The organism is Gemella sp. oral taxon 928, assembly GCF_001553915.1.
Lineage (GTDB): Bacteria > Bacillota > Bacilli > Staphylococcales > Gemellaceae > Gemella > Gemella massiliensis.
This window is the reverse complement of record NZ_CP014233.1, coordinates 1024830-1038696: the sequence shown is the minus strand read 5'-3', so window position 1 is coordinate 1038696 and position 13867 is coordinate 1024830. Positions and strand designations below refer to the sequence as shown.

The following is a 13867-nucleotide window of genomic DNA, read 5'->3' as shown; positions in this document are numbered from 1 at the left end:
ATGGCAAAGGCTAAATCTAAAATAAAAGATAAAGTTACCAGAATTGATAGAGAAGATACAAAAGGAAGACAAGAAGCAATAGCTAATGCGATAAAAGCTATTGAAAAAGAATTTGGGAAAGGTGCAATAATGGATCTTTCTAAAGATAATCCCATAAAAGTTGAATCAATTTCTTCAGGCTCGCTGGCGATTGATTCGGCTCTTGGCATAGGTGGCTATCCGAAAGGGCGTATTGTTGAAGTATTCGGACCGGAGTCATCCGGAAAAACTACAATTGCATTACATGCTATTGCAGAAGTACAAAAACAAGGGGGTATAGCTGCGTTTATTGATGCGGAAAATGCGTTGGATATAGAGTATGCTAAAGCGTTAGGTGTTGATTTTTCACCCGGGAAATTCTTTTTATCACAACCCGATAGTGGAGAACAAGCATTAGATATTGCAGAAAAATTAATTTTATCCGGTGCTATCGATATTATTGTTATAGATTCAGTTGCCGCTTTGGTTCCACAAGCGGAGATTGATGGAGTAATGGGTGCCTCACACGTCGGTCTTCAAGCACGTTTGATGTCACAAGCACTTAGAAAATTAACAGGAAACATTAACAAAACTAATACAATTGCATTATTTATCAATCAACTTCGTGAAAAAGTTGGGGTAACCTATGGAAATCCTGAGGTAACAACAGGAGGACGAGCACTAAAATTTTATTCATCTATTCGTTTGGAAGTGCGTAAAATTTCTGCAATTAAAAATTCCGGAGAGAATGTAATAGGTAACAGAACAAAAATTAAAATAGTTAAAAATAAAGTAGCACCACCATTCAAACAAGTAGAAGTCGATATTATGTTTGGAGAGGGTATTTCTAAACTTGGAGAGTTAATTGATTTTGGTGTTGAACTTGATATTGTAAATAAATCGGGTTCATGGTTCTCTTATAATGGAGAAAAATTAGGACAAGGCAAGGAGAATGCAAAAAAAGTTTTAGAAGAAAACCAAGAACTATACCAAGAAATTCGTGATGCGGTAAGAGCAGAACTTATGAATACAGAATCGGAAAAAACAAAAGAGCTTATAAATTCGAGTAATGATGAAGAAAATGAATTGTTAGAGGAAATAGATGAATAAAAAAGTATTTAAAATAGTATTATGGGTAATGATATTTGCAATGCTAATTGGTGGTTTTGCTTCAGCTATTGCAATATTTCTAAGATAAAAAATACCACAATATAAAATAATATTAATAGCTATAATTTGTTAATAATTATTAGTAAATTATACGGGGGTGAGTGGACGTTAGTGTAATACTTTCAACCTCACCTCTTTCTTTTTATGATATAAGTATAGGAGAATAAAATCGTGAATTTAATTCAAAATATGAATAATAATCAACTAAAAGCTATTTTAAAAACAGATGGTGCAGTTATGGTTATAGCAGGAGCCGGAAGTGGTAAAACTAGGGTGCTCACTAACCGAATAGCATATTTAATTTCAGAAAAAAATGTGTTAGAAAGTAATATTCTTGCTATTACGTTTACAAATAAAGCGGCAAAAGAAATGAAAGAAAGAATTTATTCATTAGTAGGAGAAACGGCTAAATTTATTTGGATAAATACCTTTCACTCAATGTGTGTACGTATTCTAAGGAAACATATTGATTTATTAGGTTATAATAAGACATTTACAATCTTAGATACCGGTGAGCAAAAAACTGTAATAAAAAATATAATCAAAGAATCAAATTTACCGGAAGATTCTTATCAACCAAATAGCATATTAAAAATTATTTCTAATGCAAAAAATAAAATGGTTACCTCTAAAGAAATGAGAGAAACATCAAAATTCGGATTTATGAAAAATGTAGCAGAAATATATTGTCAATATGAAAGATATTTGAAAAAAAATAGTGTTTTAGATTTTGATGATTTAATGCTGAAAACTATAGAATTATTTGAAAAAAATAAAGATATATTAAGTATTTACCAAAATAAATTCGAATACATCCATGTTGATGAATATCAAGATACCAATGTAATACAATATAAGTTAATAAAGATGTTAACAGCGATTCATAAAAATATTTGTGTTGTTGGAGATGATGATCAAAGTATTTACAGTTGGCGTGGTGCGTGTAGTGATAATATTATAAATTTTGAAAAAGATTTTGATAATGTAGAAATTATTTTTTTAGATCAAAATTATCGTTCAAATTCGATAATATTAGATGTAGCAAATTCAGTTATTAAAAACAATACTGATAGAAAAGAAAAGGCACTCTGGTCTGAGAATAAGGGCGGCGAAAAAATAACAGTTTATGCTGCATTAAATGATAGAGATGAAACCGATGATATTGCTAAGAAAATCACAGAGTTAAAACTTCAAGGAAATTCATATAAAGATATAGCAATACTGTATCGAGCAAACTATCTGTCTCGTTCTTTAGAAAACTCTTGTGTATCATTCGGTATACCGTACAAGCTGATTGGTTCATTAAAATTCTTACAACGACAAGAAATTAGAGATATATTATCTTACATGAATGTTTTGGTAAACCCAAATGATGAATTTAGTCTAAGAAGAATTATTAATACCCCTAAACGTGGTATAGGTGCCAGTTCCATAGAAAAAATAGAAAATTATGCTAGTGAGAACAATATTTCATTATTTCAAGCGCTTAAAGAAATTGAAAATATAAAACTTTCTAAGAAAATATCTACAAATGTTAAGTTGTTTATAAAACTGTTTGATAAATATTCGCAAGTAGAAGATTATACCATTGAAGAGTTAATTATAGGAATTTATAAAGATTCAGGATATGAAAGTATGTTAAAAGAATCTGCTGATGTCTATGCTGAAAGTAGAATAGAAAACATTTCAGAATTAGTATCATCAGCAAAACAGTTTTCAAGTATGAATGACAATTTAATTGATTTTATTTCTGAAATGTCGCTTACTTCTGATTCTGATGATGAAAATGAAGATGATGCTGTAACATTATCTACAGTTCATGCAGCTAAAGGTCTTGAGTATAAAGTGGTATTTATTATGGGACTTGAGGAAAATCTTTTTCCTTCTATTCGTGATGCCGATAGTTCAGAAGATGAAAAAAATAAAATGGAAGAAGAAAGACGCTTAGCTTATGTAGCTATAACTCGAGCAAAAGAAAAATTATTTATGTCATATGCCAATAGGCGTATGCAATTTGGTAATATAAAAATGAATAAACGCTCCAGATTTTTAGATGAAGTTCCCGGTAATTTAGTGAACTTTGAATCATCGTTTGGAGATTTGGAAAACACTAATGATAAAATACAAAGTGTAAATAAATTTGTAAGTAAACTTAGTCCAAAAATAAAAATTGATGACAAGCCAAAAATTAGTGCCAAAAGTGCGAATTATTCCGTTGGCGATAAGGTTAATCATAAAAAATTTGGAGATGGTGTAGTGGTAGAAATAAAACATGATAGTGTTAAAGTGAATTTCGAAGAAGTTGGGGTTAAGATACTTCTTATAGAATATGTGAAGTTGACAAGAAAGGGATAAATAATGCAACATATTAAAGATGAAATATTAAAACTGGTAGATCTTTTAAACAAATATTCCTATGAATATTATGTTGACGATAATCCGACAGTTAGCGATACAGAATATGACACTTTATATAAACAATTAGAAAAATTGGAAAAAAAATATCCGGAATATATATTGGAAAACTCACCTACAAAACGTGTAGGGGATGTTGTATTGGAAGAATTTCAAAAAGTTACCCATACTGTGCCTATGCTTAGCTTATCAAATACGTTTTCTATAGATGAAATTAATGATTTTGATGGTAGAATTAGAAAACTAATACCGGAAAATAAAATAGAATATATTTGTGAGTTAAAAATAGATGGTTTAGCAATATCTATAAATTATGAAAACGGAAAATTAATAGAGGCTGCAACACGTGGAGACGGAATGATTGGAGAAAATGTAACAGAAAATATAAAAACCATTTTTTCTATCCCTAAAATCTTAAAAAATAATAAAACTTTTGAAGTACGCGGTGAAGTCTATCTCCCGAAAAAATCTTTTGAATTATTAAATAATAATCGTAAAAAAAATGGAGAACAACTTTTTGCAAATCCGAGAAATGCAGCAGCCGGCTCTTTAAGACAATTAGATTCAAAAATTACCGCAAAAAGAAAATTATCAGCATTTATTTATTCTGTAGTCGGTGAAAATGATATTAATTCACAAGAAGAAGCGTTAATATTGGCAAAAGAATATTCATTTCCAATAAATACCAATTATAAATTATGTAAAAACATCACTGAGGTGGGAGATTATATAAAATATTGGGAAGAGAATAAGGATAATTTACCTTATGCTATAGACGGAATAGTAATAAAGGTTAACTCGTTTTCTTCGCAGGAAATAGTAGGTTATACCCAGAAAAGTCCACGTTGGGCAACAGCATATAAGTTTCCGGAAGAAGAACTTGCCACAAAATTGCTTGATATTGAACTTAGTGTAGGCAGAACAGGAATAATTACGCCGGTGGCTGTTTTAGAGCCTATTAATATATCGGGCTCTGTTGTTTCAAAGTCTTCTTTACATAATAAGGATATTATTGACGAATTGGATATTCATATTGGTGATATGGTTATAGTGAAAAAAGCAGGAGAAATTATTCCTAAAGTGGTAAGGGTTGTTAAAGAACTACGTAATGAAAATTCACTAAAATATGAAATGCCGAATATATGCCCCTCATGCAAGGAAAAAACAATAACAAAAGAAGATGATCCGTTTACACGCTGTGTTAATCCAAATTGTCCTGAACAGAATATTAGAAAAATAATTCATTTTGCCAGTCGTGATGCTTTAAATATAGAAGGTCTTGGTGATAAAGTGGTCGCTACACTGTATGAAAAAAACTTATTCAACATGTTATTGATTTGTATAGTTTAACAAAAGAAAAAATAATAGATATAGAACGAATGGGCGAAAAGTCTGTTGATAATCTTCTAAATGCAATTGAAGATTCTAAAAATATTAGTTTGGACAGACTTATTTATGCTCTTGGTATCTTGAATGTTGGTAAAAAAGCTGGTAAAATATTAGCTGAAAACTATGGAACATTATTATCTTTTTCTAAAGCCACTATGGAGGAATTGTTAGAGCTTCAAGATGTTGGGAAAATTACGGCAGAGTCAATTATTGATTATTTTTCAGATGAAAATAATTTGAAATTTATTAGTGATTTAATTGCATTAGGAATTAACCCTGCTTATAATAAAGAGAAAATAAATGAAGATAATTTATTTAACAAAAAAACTGTTGTCCTTACCGGGAAACTAATCAGCTTAACACGTAATGAAGCTAAAGAAAGTCTTGAACGTTTAGGGGCAAAAGTAACAGGAAGTGTTACTAAAAATACTGATTTAGTAGTAGCAGGTGAAAAAGCCGGTTCAAAATTAAAAAAAGCAAAGGAATTAAATATTTCTGTAATCAGCGAAGAAGAATTTATAAATTTAATTAAAGAGGTGTAACTATGGATAATAAATTACCTTATAAAATTTTTGGTCTAGTAATTTTATTTGTATCTATAATAACATTTTTTATAATGAATTATAACTCAGTTCCTGTTTCATTTATATTTTTTACTGTAAAATTACCGCTAACATTATTATTTTTTATATGCTTTTTTATCGGGATAGGAATAGCTAGTTTTTATTGGTATTCAAAATATAAAACATTAGAAAAAAAATGGGAAAGAACAGAAAAATTATTATTTTCAAAAGAAAAATTGGAAGATGACTCTAATGATAAAAATAATAATTAAAGAGGTACAGCTAATATGGGATTGAAGTATAATTGGATTTATCCACAATATAATGAAAAATTTTTAGAAGAAGTTGTATCCTATAACATTTCAAATAATATCGGTAAAATATTAAATGCAAGAGGTGTTTCGACAATCGAAGATGTAAAAAAATATTTTTCTGATGAATATGAAGAAGGATATGATCCATTTTTGATTTATGATATGAAAAAAGCTGTTGATAGAATAAATCAAGCAATAAGTAATGAAGAAAAAATATTAGTCTATGGTGACTATGATGCTGACGGTATTACATCAACAGTACTTTTAGTAGAAACATTGATTTCTATGGGGGCTGATGTTTCTTCTTACATTCCTAATCGTTTTGATGAAGGGTACGGGCCTAACAAAGAAGCATTTAAAAAAATAATAGAATCAGGTATTACTCTTATTATAACAGTAGATAATGGGATAGCCGGCATAGAAGAAGTAGATTTTGCCAATAAATTAGACTGTGATATCATTATTACTGATCATCATAAAATTCAAGATACATTACCGAATGCTTATGCAATAATCCATCCGGAGCACCCTAAAGGAACATATCCTTTTAAAAAGTTGGCAGGAGTGGGAGTTGCATTTAAATTGGCACATGCACTCTTAGAGATTTATCCGGATTTTTTATTAGATTTAGTTGCCATAGGGACGGTTGCAGATATGGTTCCTATGGTTGATGAAAATAGAATTTTTGTAAAACAAGGTTTGGAATTATTAAATGAAGATTTGCGAATTGGAATAAAAATGTTGCTAGAATTATCCGGTATTACAACAAAAATTGATGAACAAACGATTGGTTTTTATATTGCACCAAAGTTAAATTCTATCGGAAGGATGGATAGCGCAAAACTGGGACTATCATTTTTAATGACGGAAGACATTGAACAAGCTAGACAATTAGCACGAAGAATAGAAGAGTACAATATAAATCGAAAAACAGTAACTGAAACAATTATCAAAGATGTTATTAATCAAATAGAAACAACAGGTAAAAAAGATAAAAATATACTTATGATAGCAAGTGAAAAATATCATGAGGGAGTTCTCGGTATAGTCGCTTCAAAAATTACTGAATTATACAATAAACCCGCTCTTGTTATGAAAGATAATGGGGGTATTTTAAAAGGATCGGCACGAAGTGTTTATGATTTTAATATTTATGATGCTATAAATAAAATAGGAAACTTATTTAATGCTTATGGCGGCCATACACTTGCAGCCGGATTTTCATTTGAAAAGAATAATTTTGAACTAATAGAACAAGGATTAGATAAAAAATATAAAGAATATGTTAGCACTCATGAATTAAAGTTAGATAAAAAAATTGATATTGTCACCCATTTAGAAGAAGTAAGTTATCAATTTTTAAGTTCATTGGATACACTTAAGCCGTATGGAATGGATTTTGAAAAACCGACTGTATTGCTGGAAAATGTCAATGTTATAGACAAGGTATATTTTGGTAAAGATAAACAGTATTTACGTTTAATTATATCAGATGAAACAAGTACCTTAGAATGCGTTAGTTTTAAAGATAATTCTTTATTTAGATTTGTTGAAAAAAATGATATAATTGATTTACTTTGTACACTGGATAAAAATAATTTTAACGGTCATACAAAGTTGCAAGCACAAATTATTGATTTAGAAATAAAAGAATTTTTATTTGAAGACTTAAGAAATACAACGTTCAACATTGATAATATTGAGACTGATAGTTTGAAAATATCTAAAAAACTGGATAATCCACAGAATAATTACTTTAAATATAAAGATATTTCCAATATAAATGGAGTATTTGATAATATATATTTACTTGATGTTCCACAATCAAGAGGTCAAATTCTGGAGCTATTAAAATTACAACCTAAAAAAATATATGTTGTATGTAAAGAAAAACAAATAATGTCAGATTATTATAAAATAGATAAAGCTAGATTGATTAAGTTATTTAATTTATTAATTCGTACTAAAGAAAAGAAAATTAATATAACAAAAACTTTGCAGAAATTATTGAATTTATTGGAAACAAATGTTGATAGTTTAAAAATAATGATACAAATTTTTCAAGAACTTGAATTAATACAAGTTATAAATAATACTATTATCTTAAATTCAAATTATGCAACAGTTAATTTAAGACAATCACCAAGTTTTGTTTCAATGGAAAATATTTTCGAAATGGAGAAATTATTTTTAAAAGAAAATATAATGATAATAAATAAAAAATTTGAAAATATATTATAATATAATATAAGAACTGAGAAATAAAATGAGATTTATTGAGGAAAACAGATTATGACAAAAGAAGAACGTGCAATAAAGTGGTTTCGTAATATACCTAATGCAGAATTACTTGATATGAAAACAAAAATGAATATATGTAGTAAAGTTGCAAAGAAAGTGATTATTATATTTTTGATATTATTTGCAGTGGAGTTCATTTTATTATTTATGATAAGTGACGGTGAAATTTTCAGTATCATGACAAATTTTCTTAATAATATTTCGGAGGGTAGTTCTACAAGAAATCGTTATAGAAGAGTAGCTTTTATAGGAGGGCTTATATGTTTACCTGTCGTAATGTTACCTTTAATTATTGCTCTGATATATAAGAATAAATCTCTTAAATCTGAAACAGCTAAAGCTACCGATCCCTAAAACTTGGACAAGTTTTAGGGGCTATTTTAATGAAATTAACAAATAAAAATAGAGTACAAAACATAGTAAAATAATACAAAACGGTCAATAGTTTTTATTTTTGGAACAACCTTTATATTTTACAAAAATTGAAAATGGTTGAGTTGGGGATTTTTATTTGGTTTTACAACTTGGTAAATTTGAAAAAAATGCGATTTTATCGTATAATATAGTGATATAGAAATATACTTTTAAATTGGATGGAGGGCAGTTGTGGAGATAGAAAAAATTATTCAAATTACACAACTATATGATTTTTATTCTGAATTACTTAGTGAAAAACAAAAACAGTATCTTAACGATTATTTTTTTTATGATTTATCACTAACAGAAATTTCAGAAAATTATTCAATATCGAAACAAGCTGTTTCGAATAATATTAAAAGAACGGTAGCTGAATTAGAACAATTTGAAGAAAAATTAAATTTAATTAAATTAAACAATGAACGATTATTTTTATTAAATGAAATAAAAAAAATAACTGATAACAAGGATATTTTAGATTACATTTATCAGTTAGAAAAACTTGAAAATTAGGAGCAAAAATTATGGCATTTGAAAATTTGTCGGAAAGACTACAAAATACAATAGCTAAATTGACCGGTAAAGGGAAAGTTTCTGAGGCGGATGTTAAAGAAATGATGCGAGAAGTTCGTCTTGCGTTATTGGAAGCTGACGTTAATTTTAAAGTTGTAAAGAGTTTTGTAAAAAAAATTAGTGAGCGGGCTGTGGGTACGGAAGTTATGAAATCACTGACACCGGCTCAACAAATTGTAAAAATTGTTAATGAAGAATTGGTTGAATTGTTAGGTGGCTCTAATGTTGAATTAAATCAAGGCGGGAAAATCACAACCGTTATGATGGTTGGACTACAAGGTGCAGGTAAAACGACAACCGCCGGGAAATTAGCGTTAAAAGTTAAAAAAACGATGAAGAAAAAACCGTTGCTTATTGCAGCCGATGTTTATCGTCCGGCTGCTGTTCAACAATTACGAACACTGGGAAAACAATTGGATATAGAAGTGTTTTATGTTGATAAAGATCCTGTTGATATTGTAAAAGAAGGATTGGAATATGCCAAAGAGCATTATTTTAACTATGTAATTGTTGATACTGCCGGTCGTTTACATATTGATGAACTATTAATGGATGAATTAAAAAATATTAAACAAGCTGTTACACCGGACGAAATTTTACTTGTTGTTGATTCGATGATAGGGCAAGAAGCTGTCAATATAGCTACATCATTTGACGAACAACTTGATATTACAGGTTTAGTATTAACAAAACTGGACGGTGATACTCGTGGTGGTGCTGCTTTGTCTATTAAATCTATTACCGGAAAACCGATAAAATTGGTTGGTATGGGTGAGAAGATGAATGATCTTGAATTATTCCATCCGGAACGTATGGCATCACGTATATTGGGGATGGGTGATGTATTGACATTGATAGAAAAGGCACAAGCGTCTATTGATGAAGATGAAGCAAAAAAAATGCAAGAAAAAATGATGAATCAAAGTTTCACATTTGAAGATTTTCTAACACAACTTGAACAAGTAAAAAAACTTGGTAGTATTAAAGATATATTAGGTATGCTACCGGGTATGGGTAAAATAAAAAATATAAATCTTGATTCTGTTGATGAAAAACAATTTGTTTATGTTGAAGCGATTATTAAATCAATGACACCGGAAGAACGTCAAAATCCTGATATTATCAGTGTTCCACGCAGAAAACGTATAGCACAAGGTAGTGGACGACCGATAAGTGAAGTACATAAGTTAATTAAACAATTTGAAGAGATGCGTAAAATGATGAAACAATTTGGCGGTATTATGAATGATAAATCAAAAAGAAAGGGACTTGGAAAAATGTTTGGTGGCAAACTTCCATTTTAGAAAAGTATGAATCATATAGTTTTATTTCAACCGGAAATTCCAGCTAATACCGGAAATATTGCACGTACATGCGTCGGAACAAATACACGATTACATCTTATAAGACCGCTCGGTTTTTCTATTGATGATAAGGATGTAAAACGTGCAGGTCTTGACTATTGGAAAGATTTAGATTTAGTCGTTTGGGACAGTTTTGAAGAATTTTTAGCTGCTACCGATGATAAATGTTATTATCTTATAACAAAATTCGGAGAGAAAATATATTCTGATTTTAATTTTTCCAACAGGAAGAATAAAGATATTTACTTTATTTTCGGGCGTGAAACGAAAGGGTTACCCAAAGATTTCAGAGAATTATATCACAAGCAAACTTTAAGAATTCCTATGAGTGATAATGTCAGATCTCTTAATCTTTCAAACACAGCAGCACTAATTATATATGAAGCATTAAGACAACAAAATTTTAATGAATTACATTAAGGAGATACTATGAGTTTTGTAGATATTATTGATAATAATAATTTGATTGAAGATAGTATAAAAGAAATGCTATTGTCACTTTTAGACACGGCTGCCGAATATGAAAATATAAATACCGATATTGCTGATATGTCACTTACGTTTGTTAATAAAGATGAAATTCAATATATAAATCGTGAATATCGTGGAAAAGATGTTCCCACTGATGTTATTTCATTCGCTTTAAATGATGAAGTCGAAGACGAAATTAATATTATCGGTTTAGAAAATGAAATCAACTCCCTTGGCGATGTTATTATTTGTGTTGATATTGCTAAGGAACAAGCATTGGAATATAATCATAGTTTTGATAGAGAAATAGGATTTCTAGCAGTTCACGGTTTCTTACATCTTTTAGGATATGATCATATGAATAAAGATGATGAAAAAGAAATGTTTGAGAAACAGGAAATTATTTTAGAAAAATTTGGATTGAGGAGATAAGTATGTTGCCAATAGAAAAGGTTAAAACCGGTTTTGTAACAATTATAGGTAGACCTAATGCAGGAAAATCAACGTTATTAAATAATATTCTTAAACAAAAAATAGCTATTATGTCAGATAAACCGCAAACGACTCGTAATATTATTAATGGCGTTTATACCGATGAAGATTCTCAAATCGTTTTTATTGATACACCGGGTATTCATAAACCAAGGCATAGATTAGGTGATTATATGATGAAGTTGGCTAATAGCGCCATTAAAGATTCAGAAATAGTTTATTTAATAATTAATGCTAATGAAAAATTCGGTAGTGGTGATCAACATATTATTAATATTATAAAAGAACTTAATGTTCCGACCTTTTTATTAATAAATAAAATAGATTTAATTAGTCCGGAAAATATAATAGAAATTATAGAATTTTATAGAAATTTGCATGATTTTGTAGAGATTGTTCCTATTTCAGCTTTGAAATCTATTAATGTTGATAATTTATTAAAGACAACTAAAAAATATTTAATTCCAAGCATAAAAATGTATCCTGATGACGTCATTACAGATTCTCCCGAATATTTTGTTATTTCTGAATTTATTCGTGAAAAAGTTTTGCAACTTACTGAACAGGAAATTCCACATTCTATTGCGGTTGTTATTGATAAAATTTCAAAAGAAAAAGGTAAGAAAAAAAATATTATAGCTACAATAGTTGTTGAACGAAAATCACAAAAAGGTATGATTATTGGAAAACAGGGGAAAATGATAAAAGAGATTGGTACTCGTGCTAGAAAAGATATTGAAATACTACTTGGAGAAAGGGTATTTCTTGAGTTATGGGTAAAAGTAATTGATAATTGGCGTTCAAAACCTAATTTAATCCGTGATTTAGGCTATAGGGATGATGTCTTTGACTAGAAATAATTATGTAACAGGTATAATAATAAAAAAAATAAAATATCGTGATTATCATGAGATACTTCATGTTTTAACCGAACATGGATGTATTGAAAGCTTTTTTTATGAAAATGTTTATAAGAATAAAAAAAAATTAAAGGTAAATATCCCATACAAAGTTTTGATTAATTATTTTCCAACAGGTGGGATGAATAAAATAATAGCATTGGAAATAGAAAATATGTATAACACCATAATTTATGATGTTATGAAAAATGCGTATGCCACTAACATAATAGAGTATATCGCGTATAGCAATGATACATATTTAAACATATATAAGCTTCTTGGTAAGTGTTTAGATTACATGAATCGTAACATATCTGAACGTTTAGTTACGATTTATTGCTTAATTAATTTATTAAAAGTACACGGTTTTAATTTTAAATATCAAAAAACAGATTTAGAATATGTGGCATATAGTTTTAGATACAGTATTTTTGTAGATAAAAATCATTTAGACCAAGGATGTTATACCATAAATAACAGTCTTGTAAAGTTGGTTTATTACTTTAGCATAAAACCGATAAATTTTTTAGAAACATTGGATATTAGCGATAGAGAATTAGTTTCCTTATTTGAATTTTGCAATTTATTGTTTAAGGAATATGTTGGAATTGAAACAAAATCATACCCAAAAATAATAGAGTTGGAGAAATTACTTAACTCTATTTAGTAGAAAGGATTTTATAAAATGAGTGCTATAGGAGTTTTTGATAGCGGTGTAGGTGGTTTAACAGTTGCTAGAGAAATTATGAGGCAACTGCCAAATGAAACTATCTATTATTTTGGTGATGTGAAAAATTGCCCATATGGAGATAGAAAAAAAGAAGAAATTATTAAGTACACAGAAAAAGCTGTGAAGTTTTTAATTAGTAAAGGCGTTAAGATGATTGTTTTAGCGTGCAATACTGCGACTGCGGCAGCTCTTGATCATTTGCATGATAAATATGAACTTCCGATAATCGGGGTAGTTCAACCGGGTGCAAGGCGTGCTATTCAGGCATCGCAAAACAACAAAGTATTAGTATTGGGAACACGTTTTACCGCACAGTCTAAAGTATATAATAACGAAATCGATAATATTAATCCGGAAATGACGGTATATAATAAAGCATGTCCGACGTTTTGTCCTTTTATTGAAGCTGAAGGTAATCTTATTCCTCATGCTACCGAAAATCTATTAAAAGAAGCATTGGATGAAACAAAAAAACTGGACATGGATACTGTTGTTCTTGGTTGTACACATTACCCTATATTAAAAAAAGAAATAGAAAAATTTTATGGTAAGGATATTAAAGTTATTTCTTCCGGTAGGGAAGCCGCACGTGAAGTGAGTACCGTCCTTACTTATGAAAAATTACATCAAAAAAAATTAAATAAAACTGCACATCAATTTTTTATATCTCAAGAAGGAAAAAATTTTAATAATATAGCTTCGAAATGGTTAAAACAAGATATTATTGCACAGATAGTGGATATTTAAG

General features: G+C 29.1%; 12 protein-coding genes and 1 pseudogene. All 13 read left to right on the top strand.

The features are described 5' to 3' along the window. Positions 1-1128 carry a recombinase RecA gene (gene recA, locus AXE85_RS04690; RefSeq protein ID WP_062173470.1) on the top strand — a complete coding sequence of 376 codons (1128 nt, stop codon included), beginning with the start codon at positions 1-3 and terminating at the stop codon, positions 1126-1128. A 231-nt stretch (positions 1129-1359) separates the two neighbouring features. Continuing rightward, on the top strand, positions 1360-3543 hold the full coding sequence (locus AXE85_RS04685; RefSeq protein ID WP_062173469.1) for an ATP-dependent helicase: 2184 nt from the start codon (positions 1360-1362) through the stop codon (positions 3541-3543). A gap of 3 nt (positions 3544-3546) precedes the next feature. Then, positions 3547-5534: pseudogene (gene ligA / locus AXE85_RS04680) on the top strand (NAD-dependent DNA ligase LigA). Positions 5535-5536: 2 nt separating this feature from the next. Then, positions 5537-5827, top strand: a complete 291-nt coding sequence (locus AXE85_RS04675; RefSeq protein WP_062173467.1) for a LapA family protein — start codon at positions 5537-5539, stop codon at positions 5825-5827. A 15-nt stretch (positions 5828-5842) separates the two neighbouring features. Continuing rightward, positions 5843-8110 (top strand): single-stranded-DNA-specific exonuclease RecJ, encoded by a 2268-nt coding sequence (gene recJ / locus AXE85_RS04670; RefSeq protein WP_062173465.1) that lies wholly within the window; start codon positions 5843-5845, stop codon positions 8108-8110. A gap of 51 nt (positions 8111-8161) precedes the next feature. Then, positions 8162-8524 carry a hypothetical protein gene (locus AXE85_RS04665; RefSeq protein WP_062173463.1) on the top strand — a complete coding sequence of 121 codons (363 nt, stop codon included), beginning with the start codon at positions 8162-8164 and terminating at the stop codon, positions 8522-8524. A 252-nt stretch (positions 8525-8776) separates the two neighbouring features. After that, on the top strand, positions 8777-9100 hold the full coding sequence (gene ylxM, locus AXE85_RS04660; RefSeq protein WP_062173461.1) for a YlxM family DNA-binding protein: 324 nt from the start codon (positions 8777-8779) through the stop codon (positions 9098-9100). 11 nt (positions 9101-9111) lie between these two features. Beyond that, on the top strand, positions 9112-10464 hold the full coding sequence (ffh, locus tag AXE85_RS04655) for a signal recognition particle protein (protein ID WP_062173459.1): 1353 nt from the start codon (positions 9112-9114) through the stop codon (positions 10462-10464). A 6-nt stretch (positions 10465-10470) separates the two neighbouring features. Beyond that, the gene (gene trmL, locus AXE85_RS04650) at positions 10471-10944 is read left to right on the top strand and encodes a tRNA (uridine(34)/cytosine(34)/5-carboxymethylaminomethyluridine(34)-2'-O)-methyltransferase TrmL (RefSeq protein ID WP_062173457.1); all 474 of its coding nucleotides are present in this window, start codon (positions 10471-10473) and stop codon (positions 10942-10944) included. A 9-nt stretch (positions 10945-10953) separates the two neighbouring features. Further along, positions 10954-11427 carry an rRNA maturation RNase YbeY gene (ybeY, locus tag AXE85_RS04645; protein ID WP_062173454.1) on the top strand — a complete coding sequence of 158 codons (474 nt, stop codon included), beginning with the start codon at positions 10954-10956 and terminating at the stop codon, positions 11425-11427. A gap of 2 nt (positions 11428-11429) precedes the next feature. Continuing rightward, a complete protein-coding gene (era, locus tag AXE85_RS04640; protein WP_062173452.1) occupies positions 11430-12341 on the top strand; it encodes a GTPase Era in 912 nt (303 codons plus the stop codon). After that, positions 12328-13056 (top strand): DNA repair protein RecO, encoded by a 729-nt coding sequence (recO, locus tag AXE85_RS04635; protein ID WP_231723750.1) that lies wholly within the window; start codon positions 12328-12330, stop codon positions 13054-13056. The genes era and recO overlap by 14 nt, the downstream gene beginning before the upstream one ends. Positions 13057-13074: 18 nt before the next feature. After that, complete coding sequence (racE, locus tag AXE85_RS04630; RefSeq protein WP_062173448.1) at positions 13075-13866, top strand: glutamate racemase; 792 nt, start codon at positions 13075-13077, stop codon at positions 13864-13866. The last annotated feature ends 1 nt before the right edge of the window (position 13867 follow it).

Excerpts from the sequence above, each read along its gene's own strand:
- recA (WP_062173470.1), top strand. The coding sequence starts at position 1 with ATGGCAAAGGCTAAATCTAAAATAAAAGATAAAGTTACCAGAATTGAT.
- AXE85_RS04675 (WP_062173467.1), top strand. The coding sequence starts at position 5,537 with ATGGATAATAAATTACCTTATAAAATTTTTGGTCTAGTAATTTTATTT.
- recJ (WP_062173465.1), top strand. The coding sequence starts at position 5,843 with ATGGGATTGAAGTATAATTGGATTTATCCACAATATAATGAAAAATTT.
- AXE85_RS04665 (WP_062173463.1), top strand. The coding sequence starts at position 8,162 with ATGACAAAAGAAGAACGTGCAATAAAGTGGTTTCGTAATATACCTAAT.
- ffh (WP_062173459.1), top strand. The coding sequence starts at position 9,112 with ATGGCATTTGAAAATTTGTCGGAAAGACTACAAAATACAATAGCTAAA.
- trmL (WP_062173457.1), top strand. The coding sequence starts at position 10,471 with ATGAATCATATAGTTTTATTTCAACCGGAAATTCCAGCTAATACCGGA.
- ybeY (WP_062173454.1), top strand. The coding sequence starts at position 10,954 with ATGAGTTTTGTAGATATTATTGATAATAATAATTTGATTGAAGATAGT.
- era (WP_062173452.1), top strand. The coding sequence starts at position 11,430 with ATGTTGCCAATAGAAAAGGTTAAAACCGGTTTTGTAACAATTATAGGT.
- recO (WP_231723750.1), top strand. The coding sequence starts at position 12,328 with ATGTCTTTGACTAGAAATAATTATGTAACAGGTATAATAATAAAAAAA.
- racE (WP_062173448.1), top strand. The coding sequence starts at position 13,075 with ATGAGTGCTATAGGAGTTTTTGATAGCGGTGTAGGTGGTTTAACAGTT.